Consider the following 19,998-nt stretch of genomic DNA (forward strand, 5'->3'; position numbering starts at 1 on the left):
CCGGCCGGCCCCCGGAAGCGGCCTACGCGCCGCTACCCTCCGCGCCGCCGCCCTCCGCACCGCCGCCCTCCGCGTCGGCGTCGTCGGCCGGGGTCTCGGGCACCACCGCGACCGGGCAGACCGCGTGCAGCAGCACCGCGTGCGCCACCGACCCCAGCCGCGGGCCGACCGGCAACCGCCGCCGGTGCCGGGCCACCACCAGCAGATCGCTCCGCACGGACGCGGCCACCAACTGCCCCGCGGCGTCCTCGGCCCGCAACTGCACCGCCATCTCCACCCCGGGGTGGCGCGCCCGGTGCGGGGCGAGCGCGTCCGCCAGCTGAAGGCCGAGCGCGTCCTCGTACTCCGGCTGCGTGGACTCGTAGACCGCCGCGTACTCGAAGGCGGGCGGCAGCAGCATCGGCCAGGTGTAGCCCGAGACGACCCGGAGGCGGGCGCCCCGGCGCTCGGCCTCGGCGAACGCGAAGCCGATCGCCGCGGGCTCGTCGGAGGCGGCGTCCACACCCAGGGTCACCTGTCGGTCGGCCGGCGGCACCGCCTCGCCGTCCGGCCCCCGTTCGGTGCCGGCGCGGTCCGGGCGCGGCACCACCACGACCGGGCAGGCGGACCGGGCGGCGCAGGCCAGGCCGTTGGAGCCGAGCAGCAGGCTGGCGAACCCGCCGCGGCCGCGCGAGCCCAGCACGAGCAGCTGCCCCTCGGCGCCGAGCGCGGGCAGCAGGGTGTCGGCCAGTCCGCTGAGCGCCCGGAACTCCACCTCCGGCAGCGCGCTCAGGAACGGCCGGTCCGCGAAACCCGCCAGCACCGCGTCGCCGCCCCGTTCACCGGCCGCGGCCCGCTCGGCGGTGGCGTACGGCCACACGTGCACGACGCGCAGCGGCGCCGACCGCGCCCGGGCCGCGTCCGCCGCCCAGCGCAACGCCCGCTCGCTGTCCGGGGACCCGTCCACACCGACGATGACCGGCGAGGTGCCCATACATGCCTCCACCCATGAACCGTTGAGGACCGCGTACGTCTTGTTATGTCTCGGTGCGCCTGGCTAAGCATCGGTACGTACGAGTACACCCGAGTGCGTCCGCTTACGCCGCCGTACGCCCCATCCTGCCCCGGCGCCGACGGAGCGCACAGGGACGAAGGTCCCGGCGCCGGCACCGAGTAGAGTCGAACGTCCCCACCGCGCCCCTCCCCCGCTCCGGCGCGGATCCGAACCACTGACACGAGGCACTCGCGGTGAACCACCCCCCGGTCGTCGAATGGACCGAGGACGACCAGGTCCGTACCGCCCGTTGGCGTTCCGAGAACGGCGCCCGGCCACCCCGCCGGATCGTCGTCGCGGACGACCGTACCCGGGCCGACGAGGCGTACCGGCTCGCCTGCGAGGGCACCGCGCTGCTGTGGCGCGGCGACTTCCACAACGCCCGCCAGCTCCTGACCGCGCTGGCCCGCCGGGTCGACCGCCGGCCGCGCAAGACGCCGCCCGCCGACGTCACCCAGGCGTTCCACCTGCACCGCGCCGCCCAGAACCAGCGCGCCCGCGTCCTCGGCATGCTGCTGGTCCCCCTGGACGCGGAGCTGGCCGTGCCGCTGCACCGCGCCCCCGACGTCCGCGAGGCGTGCGCCCGGGCCTTCGGCCCGCCGCAGGAGGTGGCCGGGCCGCCCGCCGACACCGCCACCGACACCACCGGCACCGCCGGCACCGCCGGCACCGCCGTCCTGGTGGCCCTGCGGGAACTGCTCGGCGTGATCGGCGCCAACGAATGGCGCCGCAAGGGCGTGGAGATCCCGGCCCTCGGCGGCGACCGGATCCACCCCCACTACGGCGTCTTCTCCCCCGCCCGCGGCGAGTACGTCGACCTGGTCGCCGAGGCCCCGCTGCCCGCCCGGGAGCTGGCCTTCGACATCGGCACCGGCACCGGCGTGCTGGCCTCGGTGCTGGCGCGCCGCGGCGTGCGACGGGTGATCGCCACCGACCAGGACCCGCGCGCCCTGGCCTGCGCCCGGGAGAACACCGCCCGGTTGGGCGTCGCGGACCAGGTGGAGGTCGTCGAGGCCGACCTCTTCCCGGCCGGCCGCGCCCCGCTCGTCGTGTGCAACCCCCCGTGGGTCCCCGCCAAACCGACCTCCCCCGTGGAGCACGCGGTCTACGACCCCGGCAACCGGATGCTGCACGGCTTCCTGGGCGGGCTCGCCGACCACCTGACCCCGGGCGGCGAGGGCTGGCTGATCCTCTCCGACCTCGCCGAACACCTCGGCCTGCGGCCGCACGCCGAACTCCTCGACGCGTTCGCCGAGGGCGGCCTGACCGTCCTGGACCGGCTCGACATCGCCCCCCGCCACCCGCGCGCCCAGGACACCGCCGACCCGCTCCACGTGGCCCGGGCCGCGGAGGTCACCTCCTTGTGGCGGCTGGGCGCGGCGGGCTGACAGGACAGCGCCCACAGGAGCGCCCACCCCGCGGCACCGGGCCGACCGCACCCGAACTCCGCCCCTTCCGCCCGCCGTTGTTGCCCCACGGCCAGCAGGGCCCGGGCCCCGGGTGGCGGCGCGGGCGCGTTCGACGTCGGCCCGCGGACGCCGCCGTGGGGCGGGCCGGGGAGGCAGACCGAGGGCGAAGAGGGGCACACCGGCGATGCCGCCGGCCGCACACCGGGCGGAATCGGACGCCGGCCGCCCGGCCTCCCCGACCACCCGGCGAGCACCCCCGCCCATCAGGCACGATGGACCCATCATGAACCTCGACGACCTCGTGGCCCGGGCCCGCCGGCTCGCCGCTTCGGCGACGCCCGGCCGGCGCCGGCTGCTCGGCATAGCCGGGCCGCCGGGCGCCGGAAAGTCCACCCTCGCCGTCCGACTCGCGGCGGAGCTGACCGGCCAGGCCGTGCTCGTGCCGATGGACGGCTTCCACCTCGCCGAGGCGGAGTTGCGCCGCCTGGACCGCACGGACCGCAAGGGCGCGCCGGACACCTTCGACCCGGCCGGCTACGCCGCCCTGCTGACCCGGCTGCGCTCCCCGGAACCCGGCACGCCCGTCTACGCGCCCGCCTTCGACCGCCGCATCGAGGAGCCGGTCGCCGGCAGCATCCCGGTGGCGCCGCACATCCCGCTCGTCATCACCGAGGGCAACTACCTCCTGCTGCACTCCGACCCCTGGGCACGGATCCGCGAACTACTCGACGAGGCGTGGTACATCGAACTGGACACCCAGGAGCGGGTGCACCGGCTGATCGACCGGCACGAGCGGTTCGGCCGCCTACGGGTCGACGCCGAGGACTTCGTCCGCACCTCCGACGAGGCCAACGCCCGCCTGGTGGCGGCCACCCGCCCCCGCGCCGACCTCGTCGTCTCCTTCACCGACGACGAGGCGCCGCCCCCGCTGGACGACTGACCCCGCCCGACTCCGCCCCGCCGCACGGCACTTCACCGACCGGTGCCGGTGCCTCAACACCCCTTCCGAAATGACATCGTGGATGTCATCATGACAGCAAGGATGTCATCTGGGGGAAGGGGAACGGGGCGTGGAGGGGGCCATGGGGCGGGACGCGGGGCGGGACACCGCAGCGGACTCCGCGGCGGCCGTAGCAGGAGAAGCCGAAGAGGCTGAAGCAGCCCAGGAAGTCGGAGAAGGCGGAGAAGAAGCCGGGGAAGTCGCAGGGGAATCCGCACAAGGGGATGCGCGCGGGGGTGCGGAGACCGCCGAGGAGTTGCTGTACGACGTCATCCGGCGGCTGCGGCCGCTGCAACGGACGATCGTGCGCGCGGCGGAGCGCACGCTTGACGGCACCGGCCTGACCGCCGGCGAACGCACCCTCCTCGACGCGCTGCGCACCCACGGCCCGCGCACCGTGCCTCAGTTGGCGCGCTCCCTCGACCTGGACCGCCAGCCGGTGCAGCGCTGGGTGAACCACGCGGCGGAGCTGGGTCTGGTCGTGACGACCGCCAACCCCGCGCACCGCCGCTCGTCGCTGATCCGGCTCACCGACGAGGGCACGGCGATGATGCGCGGGGTCCAGGAAGCCGAGGCGGGGGAACTCCGCCGCGGGCTCGCCGACCTGTCCGCCGAGGAGGTCCGCACGGCGCTGCGGGTACTGGACCGGATCGGTGAGGAATTCCGGCACTTGGCGGACGGCTCGCGCGTTCCCCCGGAGGAAAGCGGCGATCCCGAAGTGCGGGACACCGCCGCCCCGGTCACCGCACAGGTCCCCATACCGTCTCGAACGGGTCACCGACCAGCGGCGCCCACCCGTCCGACCGACCGCCCCACGCGCACAGAACGGCCCGCAGAATGACCCACGACTTCCAGGCATGGTCCGAGATCGACAACGACACGGTGCCGGTCGACGACGGCGAGCTGTTCTACGAGTCGGCCGGCTCCGGCCCCGCGGTGGTGCTCCTGCACGACGGGATGCTCGACCAGCACATGTGGGACGAGCAGTTCGCCTGGCTGGTCAACTCCGGGCTGCGGGTGGTCCGCTACGACTTCCGCGGCCACGGCCTGTCCTCCACGGTGGCCGGCGACTGGGCCAACCACGACGACCTGGTGACCCTGCTGGACGCACTCGACATACCGAGCGCCGTCCTCGTCGGCCTCTCGCACGGCGCCCGGGTGGCGCTGGACACCGCGCTCGCCCACCCCGACCGGGTCACGGCCCTCTTCCTCGCCTCCCCCGGCATCAGCGGTCGCGCCTTCACCGACCCCTTCCTGCTGGAGCACATCCGGGAGCAGGTCGCCGCGCTCGACGCACCGGACGGCGTCGAGCGGTTCGTGGAGCACTTCCTGCGGATGTGGGTGGACGGGCCGCACCGCACGCCGTCCGTCGTGCACCCCGGCTTCCGGGAGCGGATGCGCGCCTCCGCGTCCGCCAATGTCGAGGTGCACGCCGACGGTGCGGGCGCGGGCATGCCCCTGGAGGTCGGCGCCTTCGACCGCCTGGGCGAGATCCGGGTGCCGACCACCGTCCTCGACGGCGACCTCGACTCCTCCGACATCTCGGCGAACGCCCACGCCATAGCGCTGGCTGTCCCCGGCGCCCGCCGGATACGCGTGCCCGCCGCAGGTCACCTGGTCAACTTGGAGAACACCCCGCTCTTCGACCACGAACTGCACGCGTTCCTCTCCGCCCTGGCCCTGTGATCCGAGCCGCCGGCACCCGGTGGCGGCCCGCACCGGCCACCGGGCGTGGCCGGTTCTCACCGGTGCCCGCTACAGTGACCGGGCCGTGGTGCTCGGGAAGACCGGTGCTGGACCTCGTGTCCGAAGCCGGCGCGGCCCTCGCCACTGTGATCGGGGAGTTTCCGCCCCTCTGCGTGCGCGCCCAGCGCGCGCACGGCGCCACTGACCGCAGCCTGCGGCCGGGAAGGCGGGGCGGACGCGGGCACCCGTAAGCCAGGAGACCGGCCACGGCATCTCACGAGATCATCCACGAGGTGCTGGAGCGTGATGGCCGGATGGCCCTGTCCACTGATACCCCGGACGATTCCCCTTCGTCCCGCAAGTCCCCCCTCCTCGGCATACCCGGCTCCCCCGGGTCGTTCCGCTGGCAACGTCGCGACACGGTCCGCACCGCGGGTCTGATGTCCGTGATCGCGGCACTGCACGTCGTCGCCTTCGGCGTGCTCTTCCTCCTGGTCGTGCCGGGCCACTACACCGTCGGCAGCCAGGTGTTCGGTGCCGGGCTCGGCATCACCGCCTACACCCTGGGCATGCGGCACGCCTTCGACGCCGACCACATCGCGGCGATCGACAACACCACCCGCAAGCTGATGGCCGACGGCAAGCGGCCCGTCTCGGTGGGCTTCTGGTTCGCCCTCGGCCACTCCAGCGTGGTGGTCGTGATGGCCGCGCTGGTGGCGGGCGGCGCCCAACTCGCCGGCACGCTGATGAGCGACGGCTCCCGCGCGCACCAGACGCTCGGCCTCGTCGGCACGACCGTCTCCGGCACCTTCCTGTACCTCATCGCCGCCCTCAACCTGGTCGCCCTGCTCGGCATCCTGAAGGTGTTCCGGGCGATGCGGGCCGGCACGTACGACGAACGGGAGCTGGAAGCCCAGTTGGATTCCCGCGGCTTCATGAACCGCATCCTGGGTCGGCTCACCAAGTCCATCAGCCGCCCCGGCCAGATGTACCCGCTGGGCTTCCTCTTCGGGATCGGCTTCGACACCGCGACCGAGGTGACGCTGATGGTGATGGCGGGCAGCGGCGCCGCGGCGGGCCTGCCCTGGTACGCGATCCTCTGCCTGCCGCTGCTGTTCGCCGCCGGGATGAGCCTGTTCGACACCCTCGACGGCACGTTCATGAACTTCGCGTACCAGTGGGCGTTCGCCAACCCGGTGCGCAAGGTCTACTACAACCTCACCATCACCGGGCTGTCGATCGCGGTCGCGTTCCTCATCGGCACCATCGAGCTGGTGACCGTCCTGCACGACAAGCTCGGCCTCGACGACCCGCTCACCGGCGGGATCTCCTCGCTCGACCTGAACAACGTGGGCTTCCTCATCGTCGGCCTGTTCGTCGTGGTGTGGGCGGCGGCGCTGGCGTACTGGCGGCTGGGCGGCGTCGAGAAGCGCTGGGCCGCCCGCGCCCAGGACCCGCCGGCCACCGCGGACGCCCTCCCGGCGCCCCGCGCACAGGGGCCCGACGCCCCCTAGTCCCGGCCCCCGCACCGGCGGAACGCCACGACCGCGTGGTGCGGCCGTCCCCACTGCCCGTGGGGGAAGGTCGCGCCACGCGGTCGGTGCGCGTGCGGGCCGCGCCTCAGGTGGCCGAGCCGGCCGCCGCGCCGGTCAGCAGGTCCGGGCCCCAGCGCTCCAGCGCCGCCGCCAGGTCGAGCGGCCGCAGCCGGTCCGCCTCGTCCGCGCCCGGCCAGTCCGCCCGGGGCACCCGCCACATCACCTCGAACTCGTTGCCGTCCGGGTCCCGGGCGTAGAGCGACTTCGAGACCAGGTGGTCGGTGGCGCCGACCAGCGCGCCCCGCTCCCGCAGCCGCGCCGCGATCGCCGCGAGGTCACCGAGGGTCCCGACCTCCCAGGCCAGGTGGTAGAGCCCGATCCGGCCGTTCTCCGGCCCCGGGGCATCGGGGCCCACCGCGAACAGGCCCAGGTCGTGGTCGTTGTCCGAACCGGGCGCGCTCAGGAAGGCCGCCCGCCCCGGAATCTCCACGTCCACCGTGAACCCCAGCACCTCGGTGTAGAACGCCACCGACCGTGCCACCTCGCGGATGTACAACACCGCATGGTTCAGCCGCCGAACCGCCATCACGCCTCCACTCTTCCGTCACGCCGCACGTCGCTCCCCCGCCGTTCCCCCGTCGTTGCCCGCCGCCACGGCCCGGACCGCCCCCGTGCCCCGGCGGCCCCCCGCGTCACTTCCGGATCAGCAGCGTGGCCGCCGCGAGCACCACGCTCAGGACGAGCGCCCCCGCCCCGTAGGCCAGCCGATGCGCGCGCAGGCCCGGCAGGAAGCGGTCGACGGCGTAGCGGCCGGGCCCGGTCAGCGCCAGCGCGGCCGCGCCGGTGGCGAGCAGCAGCTCGTACTCCACGCCCTCGGGCGCGAAGAAGCCGCCGCCCCACTTCACCGCCAACGCATTGATCATCGTGCCGACCACCGCCGCGCCGGCGAGCGGCGTCAGCAGGCCGAGCACCAGCCCGAGCCCGCCCAGCGTCTCGGTGAGGCCGGCGCACACGGCCATCACCTTGCCCGCCGGGTAGCCGCTCGCCTCGAAGAACTTGCCGGTCCCGTCGAGCCCCGGACCGCCGAACCAGCCGAACAGCTTCTGGCTGCCGTGCGCCGCCATGGTCAGCCCGAGGACGAGCCGCAGCAGGAGCAGGCCGACGGCGTAGCCGTGCGGAGAGGGGGCGTTCCGCGCCGCGCCGCCGAGCCGATCGAGACCGGACATGCTGTGGGGGGTTGTCATGACAAAAACTCATTCCTCTGCATCGTGTGCCGGAGCGACCGCACCGCGCGACGCATCCACTGCACCGCGCGACGGACCGGCCGATCGCATCGCCGGCCGAGCACTCCCTCAACAATTTACTTGAAAGTTCAAGTCATTCCCACCCTACACATCCCCCCAGAAACACCAAAGGCCCCCGATCCGAACGGATCGGGGGCCGAGGAAAGCAGCCGCTGCCCACCGCAGCGGCCCGCCGGGCTGATCAACCGGTCAGGGGAAAACCGGCGAAACCACCGACGGTCCGGTGGACGAGGCACACCACGCCCTGGGCCTTCAACAGGGCCTTGAGATCGGGGCCGGACCGGCCTCGGGAGACATCGGTACGGCCGTCGGCGCCGACAACGTCACGGTCGACTCCCCCACCGCCGCACTGCGCCGCCGCGATGCGCCGACATGCCCCCGGACCTGCCCAGATCGAGCAGCATCACGTCATGGAGGGTGGCGCCCGTTCCCCACGGCCGCGCCTCGCCGACCTTGCGGTATCCCCACGCCCGGTAGGCGGCCGCCGCCGCTTCGCTGCCCGGGTGGACGTTCAGCAGCACCCGCTCGGCCTGAACGCCGTCGAGCAGCGTGGCGTGCAGACGCCGCGCGACGCCCCGACCCCGCCACGGTCCGCGCACGGCGAGTTCCCTCAGCCCGAAGGTGCGGCGGCCGTCCTCCCGCCGCACCTCCTCGGGCACCGGTTCGGTCAGCTCGTCCCACCAGCCCGTGTCGGCGGCGAGCGGGTGGCCGTACGCCATGCCGACCGGCTCGCCGCCCTCGCCGCGCGCCAAGGCGGCGCGGAAGGCGGGCTTGCGGACCTGGGAGGGAAAACGGCGGAAGGCGGCGGCGACGTCGTCCTCGGTCTCGCCGTAGGGAGGCTCGGCGAACGCTTCGCCATAGATCACCCTGAACGCGAACTCGGCCCGCCCTGCGGCCGATCCGTCCATGCCCTCCACCACGACGGCCCCCTGCTGCGTCATCTGATGCCCCCTCCGACGCTCTCCCCGATGCGCCCGCCATCCTCGCAGGCGGCGACGCTCCAGGACCGGACCGCGTAACCCGGAAAACCACTTCGACGTACTGCTCGGAGTCGCGGCCGGGCGGGTGTTCCTCGGTCCCGCATCGGTCAGCGCGGTCCTCGGATGCCGTCGATGATGCGGGTCCAGTTGTCGCTGCCGTGCTCGTTCTCGATCGCGCGCCGGTAGTGGGCTTGCACGGCCAGGGGGAGCGCGAGGTCGAGGCCGAGTGACGTGCTGGTCTCGACGATGTGGTCGGACGTGGCGCCCATCATGGTGACCGTGCTGAGGTCACCGGGATGCTCTCCGGCATCAAGCGCGGTGCCGGGGCTCTCTTCACCCGCCCTCACCATGTCACCGATCGAGTCGGTCAAGGAGAGCAACTCCGGCAGCACTTCCTTGGCCTTCATCCCTGCGGTCCCCAGCATCGCGGTGGCGTGCATCAGTCCGGACAAGGTGGTGAGGAACACCGCGAGTTGGGCTTGGTACATCATCTGGGCGAGGCCCGGATCTTCGCCCAGATGCCTTGGTGTTCCCAGTAGCGCCAACGCCGCCCGGTGGCGCTCCAGCACGTGGGCACGGCCGCTGTAGTAGACGTAGGCCGCCGCCGTGCCGACCATCGGCGCGGGGACCATGACGCCTCCGGTGAGGAAGGCGGCGTCGTGGCCCGCTGCCCAGGTTGCCGCCTCGCGTGAGCCGTCGGGGGTATCAGAGCTCAGGTTGACCAGCGTCCGGCCTGCGAGCGATGCGGTGGCGCTGTCGAGGATGTCGTACATCGCCTGGTAGTCGGTGAGGCTGAGGATCACGAGGTCACTCGCTTCGACCGCTTCGCCGGGTGTCGCCGCGAGCGTTGCTCCGTCGGCGACGACGCCGTCGGCCCGACGGGCGGTGCGGTTCCAGACGGTGACCGGGTGGCCGGCGGCGAGGAGGGTGCGGGTCATCGCCTGGCCCATCGGGCCGAGCCCGATCACGGTGACCGTGCTGTCCTGCCTGATGGTGTCGTCCTGTTGTTCGTTCACCCCTCCATGCTCGGAGAGCGTCACTATTCTCGGAAGTACCTACTATTTGCTGCGGTACTTACCTTTCCGTAAGGGGATCAGTGATGGCGAAGGCACCGAGATGCGGGCCTTACATCTGCGGCATCGACGCTGCACTCGACGTGGTGAGCGGCAAGTGGAAGGGACTGATCCTCTGGGAACTCGACGCCCATCGCGTACGCCGCTTCGCCGAACTCCGTCGCGGTCTGCGGGGAGTGAGCGAGAAGATGCTGACGCAGCACCTGCGCGAGATGGCGGAGGACGGTCTCGTGCACCGAGAGGTGTATGCCGAGGTGCCTCCGCGGGTGGAGTACTCCCTAACTGAGCACGGGCGCACGCTCAATCAAGCGCTCGGCCCGCTCGGCGCTTGGGGGACCGAGCGGATGCGCCGCGAAGGCTTCGCGGCGGTCGACGTGGCCGAGGCCCCACACGGGTAAACGCCCCGACCACCAACCCCGCACGTGCGCGCCGCCCTTGAGGACCATGTGGAGGGGGCCGCCTCGTGGACGTGTGCAGATGGACTCTCAGCGAACTCCGATCGCGGGAACGGCTCTGCGCGCAGAGCGGCCGGACCGTTCGCAGAACGCCGACCTCTGCCTCTGCTGTGTAAGTTCGACCAAGGCTTCAATCCGCCGCGCCATAGCTGGCGTTCTCACTCCGTCGGGCACCGCTCTGATCCGCGCGTGCCCGCCGTCGTTGATGTCATGTGGGGGCGCCAGCGACCCTAGAAGAGAGCGCGTAAACAGCCCCGGGGCTGGCCGGTTGGCAACGTAAGCAGTTCAGGGCGGGACTGTCAGTGCAGTGGCCTAAGGTCAGCCCATGACCACCAGCCTTGCAGTGATCAACCCCGGAGACATCCGCACACGCACGGAGATCCGTGCAGCGTTCGGGGGAAGCCCGCAGGGAGGGATCTGCCCCTCCGAGGACATGCACAGCGTCAACCTCTACTCGGACCCCGACGTCGGCGAGCAGAACGGCTACTACGACGGTTGGTTGGCCGAGGAAGACGAACTGGGCCCTGTCTTCGAGTACACCGGTGCTGGCAAGTCCGGCGACCAGACGTTCGATGGTGTCACCGGGTCAGGGAACAGGGCGATTCTGCGGCACGCAGAGCAGGATCGGGTGCTTCGCGTGTTCACGCGCGTAGGGAAGCTGCCCGGAAGCGATACAAAGACGCACCGATACCTCGGGACGTTCACGCTGGACGGCATGGAGCCCTATGTGTGGCGCAAGGTCCATGACAAGGACGGCCACGAGCGCAATGTCATTGTGTTCCGCCTGCGCCAAGAAGGTGCTGTTGAGCGCTCCGAGCAAGACGTGATCCCTGCCGCCGGGGAGACTACGGCTGAGTTCGTGCCCTTCCGGCCGGTCACTGCGGCGATGTTCCAGTCAGACCCGGCGACCAGCGGTGCTCTGCCGGTTCCGAAGCAGCGCGTGCGCAAGGTGAGTTCTGCGCGGAGGGCAGCCCCCAACGCGGAGACCAGCGGCACGTTTGTCGTCCCTGAGGCCTTCGGCACCAAGCTGAGTGTGCGTGCTGCCTCTGCCGCCACCGTCGCCGTGCGGCATGAGGCCGAATTGACCCAGGCGTACAAGGCTCACTTGGAATCTTTCGGGCACCAGATCGGCGCGTTCCAAATCAAGGTGAAGGGCCTTACCTCAACGCTCCGTACCGACTTGTACGACGCAACGGATCACGTGCTCTATGAGGCGAAGGGGTCGAATTCCCGAGAGGACGTACGTATGGCCCTCGGGCAGGTCCTGGACTACAGCCGGTACGTCAAGACGCCAGGGCATCACGGGGAACCCAAGCGCGTCATCCTGTTGCCGGCCGCTCCTCCTGCCGACATGTACGCCCTGCTCGATCGGTATGACGTCGAGGTGGCCTACCGCGCGGACGATGGCAGCTTCGTCGGAGCGGTCGTCCCCACAACCGCCCAGTAGCGTGATGGCCTCTCTGTCGCCACGCCGCTGGCGACAGAGAGGAGTTTGCGCGGAGTCGCACCTAAATCGTCCACTGCCCCGAGAGTTGCCCCAACGGCGTGGCCCCGGAATAGGGGTTGAGGTCGAGCGGATTCATCCAGGCATCGGAGAAATGGACGTTGAGGTGAAGCGCTAGCGGGAGAAGGATGTCTTGCTCTGGATCGGCGTCGATCTGAAAGAGTGAGGCACCTGCCACCGGGGACCTGAAGAGTGAACCAGTGCGAGCGTCTCCCCACTGCAGATGCCCCTTGCCTGCCACCCATACACTGTCTGGCCACGCGATGGGATTGCGAGTCCGGCACCAGTTAACGAGATGGGTACCGATCGTTTCCAGCTTCAGGCTGTCGAAAGCAACGATCATGCCCGATGTGGGAAAGTAGTCGTGCGTCTTACCGTAGGCCTTGGTGGAGCGAGGAATCGTCCCAGAAATTGGCCGGTATGCCGTCTTCGGCATCCCGCGCATCTTGCTGATCTTGTTACAGGCGTCGGTGAGCTGATCTCCGTCCAGCTTCGTCTTGACTTCGACCATCCCGTATACACATTCATTGGGAATGATCCGAAAGCCGTTGAGGGTCGTGAACGGCGGCGTCCCGCGATCAATCAAAACAATGTCGGACTGCGGCGAGACATCGCCGTTCGCTGAAATAACTTCCACATTGTGAACCGCCTCAACATGAGCCGGCAGGTAACCGGAAAGGAATTCGTGAATGAGTACTTCGCGTGACGTCCCAGCCTCGCCATTATGATTGAAATTCTGCGATTGCTCAAAATCGGCACGCATTCTCTTTGCTACTGAACCGAGGATCTTGCCGAGCTTATCTTGGGCCATGCATGGATCTTAGGGGCTCCTGGAGGGTGGATTACAGCGCCGGTCACAGCTTGAATCCACCTGTCGGGTATGTCCGAGTCGGTCTGAGGCGTATCGAATACGGACCGGGTCAGGCGAAAACTTCACTGCGCGCGCGTGAGGCTGGTGCGTCCCACGGAGGTCGGATCCGAAATACGGCTGGTGGCTGCCCTGCAGGGTTTGTTCTCCAGCCACTTGATTGAACCGGCGAAGGTGATCTTCTTGGCGATGGGCGAGCAGTCCACACCGACGAGGTCGATCTCCGGGTCGTTGGTGCGGGTCCAGTGGCCGCCGACGACGTGGGTGTCTTCGGGAAGCCGGTCGTCGGCCAGGCGCCAGAGTGCTTCACGGATGACGGGTTCGATGGCCCGGCCGCGCCAGGATGTCCAACTGGCGCGGATGGAGTCGAGGACGCGGTCACCCCGACCGCGTTCGACGGCGGGGATGCCGGGACCGATGAAGGAGAGCCAGAAGCGCAGGTAGGGGTCATCGATGCGATAGCGGATCTCGCGGCTGGGCCTGGTGGACAGGGGCAGATCAGCGGCGACCATGCGACGGGTGGTGAGCAGCTCCACTTCCTCCACCAGCCGGGACTTGCCGACGCGGCGGCGCCCGCGGATCAGTACCGCAGGTACCGGCCGTCCGCTGCGCCCGCCGGTCTTCACGGGATGGAGCAGGTCGTCCAGCAGGCCGAGCTCAGTTTGGCATCCGATGAATCCGTTCATGTTGCACTGCCTCGCACAGCTTGCAGGTACACAGGAAAGTTGCCTTGATGACACTTCCTTTTATGCAAGCAATCGAATGCTGCCGTTTCGACCTTGCGGGCACATAGCTCGGCGGTCAGGCGCTCCCTCCCCACAGTGGGCCACACCAGGCATCGGCGAAGGGGAGAACGTCGCTGACATGGGCGCCCCGGAGGGCGCTCGACCATGTCACCGGGGCCCCAGCCTGACGCTGTTGAACGGGCCGTATAGCCGGTTTGCGAGTGTAGGGCCGAGCCCCCACGGGCGGGGTCGATTCTGCTGGACAGGAAGTCGCTCCCATCAAAGGAGACATCATGTCCGCCGCAACTGTCCTGCCCCTGCGCCCTGCTGAGCACGAGTGCCCCAACTGGTGCGCACGCGATCCGCACGCTGAGGCGACAGGAAGCCACGTCAGCACCCCCGTGCGCCTGATGCCCGCGGAAGGAGCAAGCCCGAGCATCGAAGTCCCGCTGCTGTCCGTGCAGGTCGGTCTCGGCCACGCCGAGGAGGCGGGCGGCGAGGCGCCCCGGCTCTGGCTCTCCGCCACCGACGGCACGTCCGAGTTGGACAGCGCCGCCCTGGGCTCGTTCATCGCCGGCCTGGAGCATTTCGCGTTGCAGTTGCGCGGTCTCAGGCACCGGTACAACACCGTCGTCCTCGACGGCGCGACCGAGTCTGTCGACCACTACGCGCCGGCAACTCACCCGCTCGAACTCGTCGCCCCCTGCCCGCCCTGGTGCCAGTACCGGGACGCGGAGAAGCACACCCCGACCGGACTCCTCGTCGACCACTTCCATGCCGCGCCCGAGAACAGCATGAAGCTGGAGCTCCAACCCGTGATCCGCACGAAATGGGGGCGAGAGGCCGAGTCGCTCGATCTGTTCATGGAACACCTGCCGCACGCCCGGCTCCCTCAGATCGGTCTCGACATCGGTAACAGCGAGAAGCGGCATTACGTATCCATGACGTTCGAGGAGGCCGACCAACTGCGCGCCCGCCTCAACGAGTTCATCGCGCAGGGGCGCGAGTACGCCGAACCGGATGCCGTGGCGTCCCTGCAGGAACTGGTCGACTACTGCGACGTGCGGATCGTCGAATGCGAACGCCACGCGAAGGGCTTCCACGGACACGCCGTCGGCGACACACGGCAAGGCGGACCGGTCTGGGTGACCGTCCCCAGGGACACCACCGGGCCGCGTTTGGAGGAGCTGGTGACGCATCTGCTCGCAGAGGTGCATGAAACGCAGCAGGAGCTGACCGTCCCGAGCGGCGCCGAAGTTCGCCAGGCGGGTGAACCACCCGAGCCGCCGTCGTGGCTGGTGGGGCAAGACGCCGCCTGAGTTGCCGGAAGGCCGGTCGACTCAACAGCGGCACCTGGGGGCCGGAATGCGAGGCGCCACGGTTGCCGCCGCGCATGCCGGGGCCGTATCGGATGATGTCCGATACGGCCCCGGGAGGTCACCGTGCCGTCACGCCCCCGGGACACTCGCGTCGGCCCCCATAAGCCCTCACGCGAGCAAAACGACGAGTGCTGCTTCTTCGCCCCCCGCCTGTCCCCCGGGACGCAAAAATGCCCTTCCGGATCACTCTCCGGAAGGGCATCTACTGCGTTTGCACTGGTCAGCGCAGTGGGCACAGACGGATTTGAACCGCCGACATCTGCTTTGTAAGTTCGATCAAGCGTGCTATCGGCGTTTGCGACTCTCTCCCGCAACCGAAATCGCAGTGCACCGCTGGTGCCTCATGTACGGCGGCGTCCGTCGGCGTTGCAGTCAACGGCTGCCGTCAGAACTGAGTGGCCACCCCAGCGTCTCTCGTCCACAGCTCACACGCGAGGGACGAAGTGGCCTCCCCCACCCGCCGCGCATATCGCCCTCGGCCTTCGCCCGGCACCGCACCGGGGTGCTCAACCCCGTTGTCAGCGCCCTTCTTTAGGCTCATCCGAGCAGTAGATACCTAGGGGTGGACGTGAGGATTCAGGACCTGACCAGCGCTGTAGCTGTCGAAAAGGCTCTCGCTGAGTTCGATGAGATGAGAGGCCAGGCGTTCCGGGCGAAGTACGGTTTCGGTTCGCCCACCCAGTACTACGTCAGGCGCAACGGTCGTCTCTACGACGCCAAGACGATCGCCGGCGTCGCTTATGGCTACCAGTACCCGGACATCGGGGTGCTCGCCAACGATCAGTTCTCGGATGGGGAGACGACGAACAAGGCTCTGCGCGCCGCGGGGTTCATCGTGCTCGACGCCCACTCCAAGACGGTGGATGAAGAGCGCAATTGGCGTCTGACTGTGTGGACAGACCTGCTGCAGCGGAGGAACGAGGCGGGGCTGGTTACCGCTGACGCAGTCCGATCGGTGGGTGCGTACGGAAACTACCGAGGGATCTGGACAGACAAGGCACGAACCAAGGAGATCCACCCCGACGGAGTGGCGATCGGACTCAAGCACACCGGACAGCACTACCCCGACGATCTGGATGACGACGGAGTCATCTACCACTACCCAGTCACCCGTCAGCCTGGGCGCGACAAGGGGGAGGTCGACGGGACGAAGGCGGCGGCCCAGCTCAAGCTCCCCGTCTTTGTGATCACTGAGCATGGCGATCTGCGCGGTGTGCAGCTTGCGTGGGTCGAAGGATGGGAAGACGAGAGCAGCATCTTCTACGTGAGATTCGGGGACACTCCACCCGCTCGCGTCATCGACCGCGACCGCTCGGAGGAGACACCGTTCTCGCTGCAAGGGAATCGGAGGCGCCGGCGAAGCGGAACTGTCACCGCGAGGCCTGACCAAGCGCGCTTCAAGCTTGAGGTCTTCCAGCGGTATGGCCCTCGTTGCCCTCTCTCCGACATCGGCGTTCCGGAGATGGTCGAAGCTGCGCATCTGTGCGGCGACGCCGATGGTGGCAGCTCTGACGCGCGGAACGGCTTGCCCATGAACGCTGCTCTCCACCGGGCCTTCGATGCTCATCTCTTCGCCATCAACCCCGACACACTCACTGCAGAGGTCCGGCAGAGCGGGCCGACCCTGGAAGAGCTGGGTATCCGCCACCCGAAGCTGAACCTTCCGAAGCTGCCACATCGGGATGCCCTCGCGTGGCGCTACAACGAATGGCTGCGCCGCACGGGACGTGCAGAGGGAGCCTAGGACAGCCGGCGCTCGCCCCGAGCCCCTTGCAGAGCAGGGACCCGACCTAACCCGTCCGAGCGCTCGGGGTGCGGCGCCGGCCGCTTCGGCACATCGCGAAGGCATGGACCGCCCTCCCGCGATCGTGCATCCATCGAATCCGACCAACGGGCGTCGCGTCAGCGTCAACAGTGAGATTCTCAGACTCCTGCGCGTGCCGGCGACGTGATCAACATCGAGGATCCTCAACTGATCGAGTCCGGAGCTTGGCGGCCGAACTTTTCTCGCGTATTCACCGGAGGCTGTGCTTCCGGCTGGTCTTGCACGGCGCCCGGAGAATTCTCCCCACCTACGACTGGAGGCACTGTGTCCCTTGCCTATTACCCTGGTACGCACCACCTGAGAACGGAGAGTGCTCCACGGATGGGCCCGAGGACGACGAATGCATACAAGGTGATTCGGGAACGGATCGCCTCGGGCGAGTACGCCCCCGGAAGCAAGATCCCCTCAGAGCGGGCGCTCGAAGAAGATAAGGAGCTAGGCATCCGTCGTACCGCGCTTCGGCAGGTACTGGGCCGGCTCGTGGCCGAAGGAGCCCTGGAGGTCTACGGCAGGAGTTCTTACCGGGTGCCCGGGGGCGTCAGCGTCAAGCCCCCCGAAGGACTGGAGCCCTGGCGTATCCATGGTGAGCGGGACCTCTACGACAACCGTTGGGTCAAGCTCCAGCTCTGGGATGTGGAGCCGCCAGGCGTCGAGCGCTTTGAGCATCACGTGGTGAAACTCCAACACGTCGCGGTCACTGCGATCCTGGACGACCGAGACCGCGTACTGATGTTGTGGCGGTATCGGTTCGTCCCACAGCAGTGGGGGTGGGAGCTCCCGGGAGGCATCGTGGACGAGGGAGAGGACCCCAAGGACACAGCACTGCGGGAAGTCGTGGAGGAGACCGGCTGGCGACCGAAGTCAGTGGAGCACGTCGTCACCTATCAACCCATGGTCGGCATGGTCGATGCGCCCCACGAGATCTACGTGGGGCATGGGGCTGAGCAAGTGGGCTCCCCGACCGATCTCGAAGAGGCGGGACACGTTGAATGGGTGCCGCTGACCGACGTGCCGGGGCTGATGGCCCGTGGTGAGCTGATGGGCTCCGGCACCCTCGTCGCCCTGCTCCACATCCTGGCGAGCAAGGGCAAGCAGGGCACTACAACCGCGAGCTGAGCAAGTCCACGCGGCGGCGCTGCCGCACCGACCCGGTGCGGCTCGCCAACAGCCGGGCTTGCCGCAAGTGCGTGTTCGCATCGTCGTACTCGGCTCGTGCCAGATGCGCTCGTGCGATATCGGTGTGGAGTCCGGCGTTTGCGCGGACAAAGGTTGGGTCCGCGATCTCTAGCGCGCCGTAGAGGCTGCTCACCGCGTCGTCATCGCCGAGCATCGCGAGGACGTTGCCGCGCCACCGGGCAAGGTGGCCGCCGTTCAGGAAGATGCTCAGCATGTCCGGGTCCCGGTCCTCGGGGCCGGGCGGAATGCTCGCCACAGCTGCGTCGAGCGCGCGTCGGCAGTCGTCCGGCATGCCGGCATGGGCACACAGCTCAGCTTCGGCCGCGTACAGCCATGCCCGGAGGCGAGGTGATCCGCCCTGGCCAAGAGAGCGTTGCGCGTCGCGGACCAGATCAAGGCCCAGGGAAGGCCGACCCGCCTCGCACAGCACGTACGCCTGTTCTCCCATCGCGTGGGCGAGGTACATCGGGGACTCGGCATCGCGCGCGGCCCGCTTCGCGAGCTCATAGTGCCGCCAGGCACGTTCGACCGCTCCGGCGTCAATCGCCTGCCATGCAGCCAGGGTTGAAGCCCCGGCGAGCGCAAGCGCCACGGGCCGGCGTGCACTCGGGAGCACCGCGAAGTTCAGTGCCTCCTCAAGGGCGGAGAGATGCCCTGTCATCTGATCAATCAGCCCGGAGGCGCCCCTCTGGCGGTCCATGGTGCGCAGCAGCTCGGTCTGCTCGTTGAACGACTTCACCATGGATCCGCTGACGCTGCTGGCTGAGTCGATCCTGCTCAGCAGTTCGTCATACCCGTCGGCCATCGCCGGCGCCACCGAGGCCGGACTACCCCTCAGCTCCCCGTCCGTGACGCCGAGGATCTGCCGCAGGATCGCTGCGTAGCGGTCCGAGATGCTGCGCTTGCTGTTCTCCCACTCGGACACGTACACCCGCAGACTCGCGGTCGAGGCAACGTCGGTGACGTGCCGTCGGGCGTACTGCTCGATCTCGCGCACCAGTCGCTCCTGAGACCAGCCGCGCGCCATTCGCGCACTCCGAAGTCCTGTCTTCACAGGCCACCGCCCGGTGATAGATCCACTCGCCGACCTCCTCAGCATGCCTTACATCACCGCAGGTCAACAGGGGTTAACAGTAAGGAAGTTAAGCCTTGTTGGCTACCGGCACCCCTGCCCGGACGGGTCTCCTGGAGGTGCACCGGGGCGGACGTCAGCCCGCCGAATCGGCGAAGCCCTTGACTCTGGTGCGCACCAGATGCCAACCTTCTGGTGCGCACCAGATGGCGGGTGGATCTCGCAGCCGGTGTGCAGCGCCCGGAGGTGCCCGCGGAAGCGGCTCTGAAGGAAGCGTCCGTTCTTTGAGAACTCCACAGCGTGCCGTCCCAGCCACCTGCACACGGGTGGTCGATGGGGCCGCCTCCGGCCCAGCAGCACCGGGCCCGGGAGGTGATTCATTCCAAGCGACCGCGGGCTAGCCGCGGCCGGTTGCCTCCCCCGCCCGTCCGAGCGCCCTCTTGGGCTGCCCGTACGGGCGGGGCGTGGGGAGCCGGGAGATTTCCCGCCCACCTGCACCACAACAAGGTGCGGGCCCCGGAGTTGCCCCTCCGAGGCCCGCGCACAGGCCACCTAGTTGGAGGCAGTCCTGTGTTTCCCAGTTTCGCATCCCTGATCGCTGCGAAGTCCAGCGATTCGGACCAGATGAACGAGTTCCTTCGCCGCGCCCGCCAGGCCGACTCGCAGCAGGCCGGGGGCGGTGCCCGATGAGCGAGGACTTCGAGAAGGAAGCCGCCGCGGCGCTCGACGCGCTGAGCCAGCACCACATGGACCAGGCCGCCCAGGCCGGCGCCGGTGCTGAGGACGCCCGGCAGCAGGTAGCGGCGCTGCGGGGGGAGGCCGCGTGAGCAAGCCCGTGGACATCACGGTCATCTCGTTCGGCTACCTGCACGACGCACCGCCGACGGCGCATCTCACGCTCGACCTGCGTGAGCACTTCCGGGACCCACACGTCAGCCCGGAGTTGCGGTACATGACAGCCCTGGACGTGCCGG

Annotated in this window: 18 protein-coding genes, 2 pseudogenes and 1 riboswitch; of the genes and pseudogenes, 12 read left to right on the forward strand and 8 right to left on the reverse strand. The window is 69.3% G+C overall.

Annotated elements, in window-relative coordinates:
- Positions 1–22: 22 nt before the first annotated feature.
- Positions 23–973 (reverse strand): universal stress protein, encoded by a 951-nt coding sequence (locus tag ACLJT4_RS39435; protein WP_411129874.1) that lies wholly within the window; start codon positions 971–973, stop codon positions 23–25.
- 254 nt (positions 974–1,227) lie between these two features.
- On the opposite strand from ACLJT4_RS39435, the gene ACLJT4_RS39440 reads away from it, so the two are divergent.
- The 5 genes from ACLJT4_RS39440 (at position 1,228) to ACLJT4_RS39460 (ending at position 6,642) form a co-directional block, all read left to right on the forward strand.
- Entirely contained in the window at positions 1,228–2,421 is a 1,194-nt protein-coding gene (locus tag ACLJT4_RS39440) for a methyltransferase (RefSeq protein ID WP_411129875.1), read from the forward strand.
- 304 nt (positions 2,422–2,725) lie between these two features.
- The gene (locus ACLJT4_RS39445) at positions 2,726–3,382 is read left to right on the forward strand and encodes a nucleoside/nucleotide kinase family protein (protein WP_411129876.1); all 657 of its coding nucleotides are present in this window, start codon (positions 2,726–2,728) and stop codon (positions 3,380–3,382) included.
- A gap of 142 nt (positions 3,383–3,524) precedes the next feature.
- A complete protein-coding gene (locus tag ACLJT4_RS39450; protein ID WP_411129877.1) occupies positions 3,525–4,283 on the forward strand; it encodes a MarR family winged helix-turn-helix transcriptional regulator in 759 nt (252 codons plus the stop codon).
- A complete protein-coding gene (locus ACLJT4_RS39455; protein WP_411129878.1) occupies positions 4,280–5,128 on the forward strand; it encodes an alpha/beta fold hydrolase in 849 nt (282 codons plus the stop codon). Before ACLJT4_RS39450 ends, ACLJT4_RS39455 begins: the two co-directional genes overlap by 4 nt.
- Before the next feature lie 69 nt (positions 5,129–5,197).
- A riboswitch (cobalamin riboswitch) is annotated at positions 5,198–5,412 on the forward strand.
- Positions 5,410–6,642, forward strand: a complete 1,233-nt coding sequence (locus tag ACLJT4_RS39460; RefSeq protein ID WP_411129889.1) for a HoxN/HupN/NixA family nickel/cobalt transporter — start codon at positions 5,410–5,412, stop codon at positions 6,640–6,642. Its footprint overlaps the riboswitch before it by 3 nt.
- 106 nt (positions 6,643–6,748) lie before the next feature.
- On the opposite strand, the gene ACLJT4_RS39465 is transcribed toward ACLJT4_RS39460, so the two are convergent.
- From ACLJT4_RS39465 to ACLJT4_RS39480, 4 genes are all read right to left on the reverse strand, one after another.
- Positions 6,749–7,249 carry a VOC family protein gene (locus ACLJT4_RS39465; protein WP_016574623.1) on the reverse strand — a complete coding sequence of 167 codons (501 nt, stop codon included), beginning with the start codon at positions 7,247–7,249 and terminating at the stop codon, positions 6,749–6,751.
- 106 nt (positions 7,250–7,355) lie between these two features.
- A complete protein-coding gene (locus ACLJT4_RS39470) occupies positions 7,356–7,907 on the reverse strand; it encodes a DoxX family protein (protein ID WP_411129879.1) in 552 nt (183 codons plus the stop codon).
- Between the two features lie 383 nt (positions 7,908–8,290).
- Positions 8,291–8,908: a GNAT family N-acetyltransferase gene (locus ACLJT4_RS39475; protein ID WP_411129880.1), complete on the reverse strand. Its 618-nt coding sequence runs from the start codon at positions 8,906–8,908 to the stop codon at positions 8,291–8,293.
- 146 nt (positions 8,909–9,054) lie between these two features.
- Complete coding sequence (locus ACLJT4_RS39480; RefSeq protein ID WP_411129881.1) at positions 9,055–9,963, reverse strand: NAD(P)-dependent oxidoreductase; 909 nt, start codon at positions 9,961–9,963, stop codon at positions 9,055–9,057.
- 83 nt (positions 9,964–10,046) lie between these two features.
- Between ACLJT4_RS39480 and ACLJT4_RS39485 the strand changes: the two genes are divergently transcribed.
- The gene (locus ACLJT4_RS39485; RefSeq protein WP_411129882.1) at positions 10,047–10,418 is read left to right on the forward strand and encodes a winged helix-turn-helix transcriptional regulator; all 372 of its coding nucleotides are present in this window, start codon (positions 10,047–10,049) and stop codon (positions 10,416–10,418) included.
- 382 nt (positions 10,419–10,800) lie between these two features.
- The gene (locus tag ACLJT4_RS39490; protein ID WP_411129883.1) at positions 10,801–11,922 is read left to right on the forward strand and encodes a hypothetical protein; all 1,122 of its coding nucleotides are present in this window, start codon (positions 10,801–10,803) and stop codon (positions 11,920–11,922) included.
- A gap of 61 nt (positions 11,923–11,983) precedes the next feature.
- On the opposite strand, the gene ACLJT4_RS39495 is transcribed toward ACLJT4_RS39490, so the two are convergent.
- Together ACLJT4_RS39495 and ACLJT4_RS39500 are read right to left on the reverse strand one after the other, a co-directional pair.
- Positions 11,984–12,790 carry a DUF6602 domain-containing protein gene (locus ACLJT4_RS39495; protein ID WP_411129884.1) on the reverse strand — a complete coding sequence of 269 codons (807 nt, stop codon included), beginning with the start codon at positions 12,788–12,790 and terminating at the stop codon, positions 11,984–11,986.
- Positions 12,791–12,984: 194 nt separating this feature from the next.
- Positions 12,985–13,386 (reverse strand): annotated as a pseudogene (locus ACLJT4_RS39500) (DUF234 domain-containing protein); the annotation flags it as partial.
- A 479-nt stretch (positions 13,387–13,865) separates the two neighbouring features.
- Between ACLJT4_RS39500 and ACLJT4_RS39505 the strand changes: the two are divergent.
- The 3 genes from ACLJT4_RS39505 to ACLJT4_RS39515 all read left to right on the forward strand — a co-directional run bounded on the left by ACLJT4_RS39505 (position 13,866) and on the right by ACLJT4_RS39515 (position 17,892).
- Positions 13,866–14,891, forward strand: a complete 1,026-nt coding sequence (locus ACLJT4_RS39505; RefSeq protein WP_411129885.1) for a DUF6907 domain-containing protein — start codon at positions 13,866–13,868, stop codon at positions 14,889–14,891.
- A 628-nt stretch (positions 14,892–15,519) separates the two neighbouring features.
- Positions 15,520–16,695 (forward strand): HNH endonuclease, encoded by a 1,176-nt coding sequence (locus tag ACLJT4_RS39510; protein WP_411129886.1) that lies wholly within the window; start codon positions 15,520–15,522, stop codon positions 16,693–16,695.
- Positions 16,696–17,097: 402 nt separating this feature from the next.
- Positions 17,098–17,892 (forward strand): NUDIX domain-containing protein, encoded by a 795-nt coding sequence (locus tag ACLJT4_RS39515; protein WP_411129887.1) that lies wholly within the window; start codon positions 17,098–17,100, stop codon positions 17,890–17,892.
- Here ACLJT4_RS39515 and ACLJT4_RS39520 read toward each other — a convergent pair.
- Positions 17,876–18,883: an XRE family transcriptional regulator gene (locus ACLJT4_RS39520; protein WP_411129890.1), complete on the reverse strand. Its 1,008-nt coding sequence runs from the start codon at positions 18,881–18,883 to the stop codon at positions 17,876–17,878. The two genes, ACLJT4_RS39515 and ACLJT4_RS39520, sit on opposite strands and share 17 nt — an antisense overlap.
- Positions 18,884–19,710: 827 nt before the next feature.
- Here ACLJT4_RS39520 and ACLJT4_RS39525 point away from each other — a divergent pair.
- Positions 19,711–19,851 carry a hypothetical protein gene (locus ACLJT4_RS39525; RefSeq protein ID WP_411129888.1) on the forward strand — a complete coding sequence of 47 codons (141 nt, stop codon included), beginning with the start codon at positions 19,711–19,713 and terminating at the stop codon, positions 19,849–19,851.
- Positions 19,848–19,998: pseudogene (locus ACLJT4_RS39530) on the forward strand (ATPase); the annotation flags it as partial. The gene ACLJT4_RS39525 and the pseudogene ACLJT4_RS39530, both read left to right, overlap by 4 nt.

Source organism: Streptomyces sp. x-19 (genome assembly GCF_046549115.1).
Classification (GTDB): domain Bacteria; phylum Actinomycetota; class Actinomycetes; order Streptomycetales; family Streptomycetaceae; genus Streptomyces; species Streptomyces albulus_C.

Bases quoted from the DNA above. Each gene is read 5' to 3' on its own strand.
- ACLJT4_RS39475 (WP_411129880.1), bottom strand. From the start codon at position 8,908: ATGACGCAGCAGGGGGCCGTCGTGGTGGAGGGCATGGACGGATCGGCC.
- ACLJT4_RS39445 (WP_411129876.1), top strand. From the start codon at position 2,726: ATGAACCTCGACGACCTCGTGGCCCGGGCCCGCCGGCTCGCCGCTTCG.
- ACLJT4_RS39455 (WP_411129878.1), top strand. From the start codon at position 4,280: ATGACCCACGACTTCCAGGCATGGTCCGAGATCGACAACGACACGGTG.
- ACLJT4_RS39450 (WP_411129877.1), top strand. From the start codon at position 3,525: ATGGGGCGGGACGCGGGGCGGGACACCGCAGCGGACTCCGCGGCGGCC.
- ACLJT4_RS39465 (WP_016574623.1), bottom strand. From the start codon at position 7,249: ATGGCGGTTCGGCGGCTGAACCATGCGGTGTTGTACATCCGCGAGGTG.
- ACLJT4_RS39495 (WP_411129884.1), bottom strand. From the start codon at position 12,790: ATGGCCCAAGATAAGCTCGGCAAGATCCTCGGTTCAGTAGCAAAGAGA.
- ACLJT4_RS39470 (WP_411129879.1), bottom strand. From the start codon at position 7,907: ATGACAACCCCCCACAGCATGTCCGGTCTCGATCGGCTCGGCGGCGCG.
- ACLJT4_RS39525 (WP_411129888.1), top strand. From the start codon at position 19,711: ATGAGCGAGGACTTCGAGAAGGAAGCCGCCGCGGCGCTCGACGCGCTG.
- ACLJT4_RS39505 (WP_411129885.1), top strand. From the start codon at position 13,866: ATGTCCGCCGCAACTGTCCTGCCCCTGCGCCCTGCTGAGCACGAGTGC.
- ACLJT4_RS39485 (WP_411129882.1), top strand. From the start codon at position 10,047: ATGGCGAAGGCACCGAGATGCGGGCCTTACATCTGCGGCATCGACGCT.
- ACLJT4_RS39490 (WP_411129883.1), top strand. From the start codon at position 10,801: ATGACCACCAGCCTTGCAGTGATCAACCCCGGAGACATCCGCACACGC.
- ACLJT4_RS39515 (WP_411129887.1), top strand. From the start codon at position 17,098: ATGGGCCCGAGGACGACGAATGCATACAAGGTGATTCGGGAACGGATC.
- ACLJT4_RS39435 (WP_411129874.1), bottom strand. From the start codon at position 973: ATGGGCACCTCGCCGGTCATCGTCGGTGTGGACGGGTCCCCGGACAGC.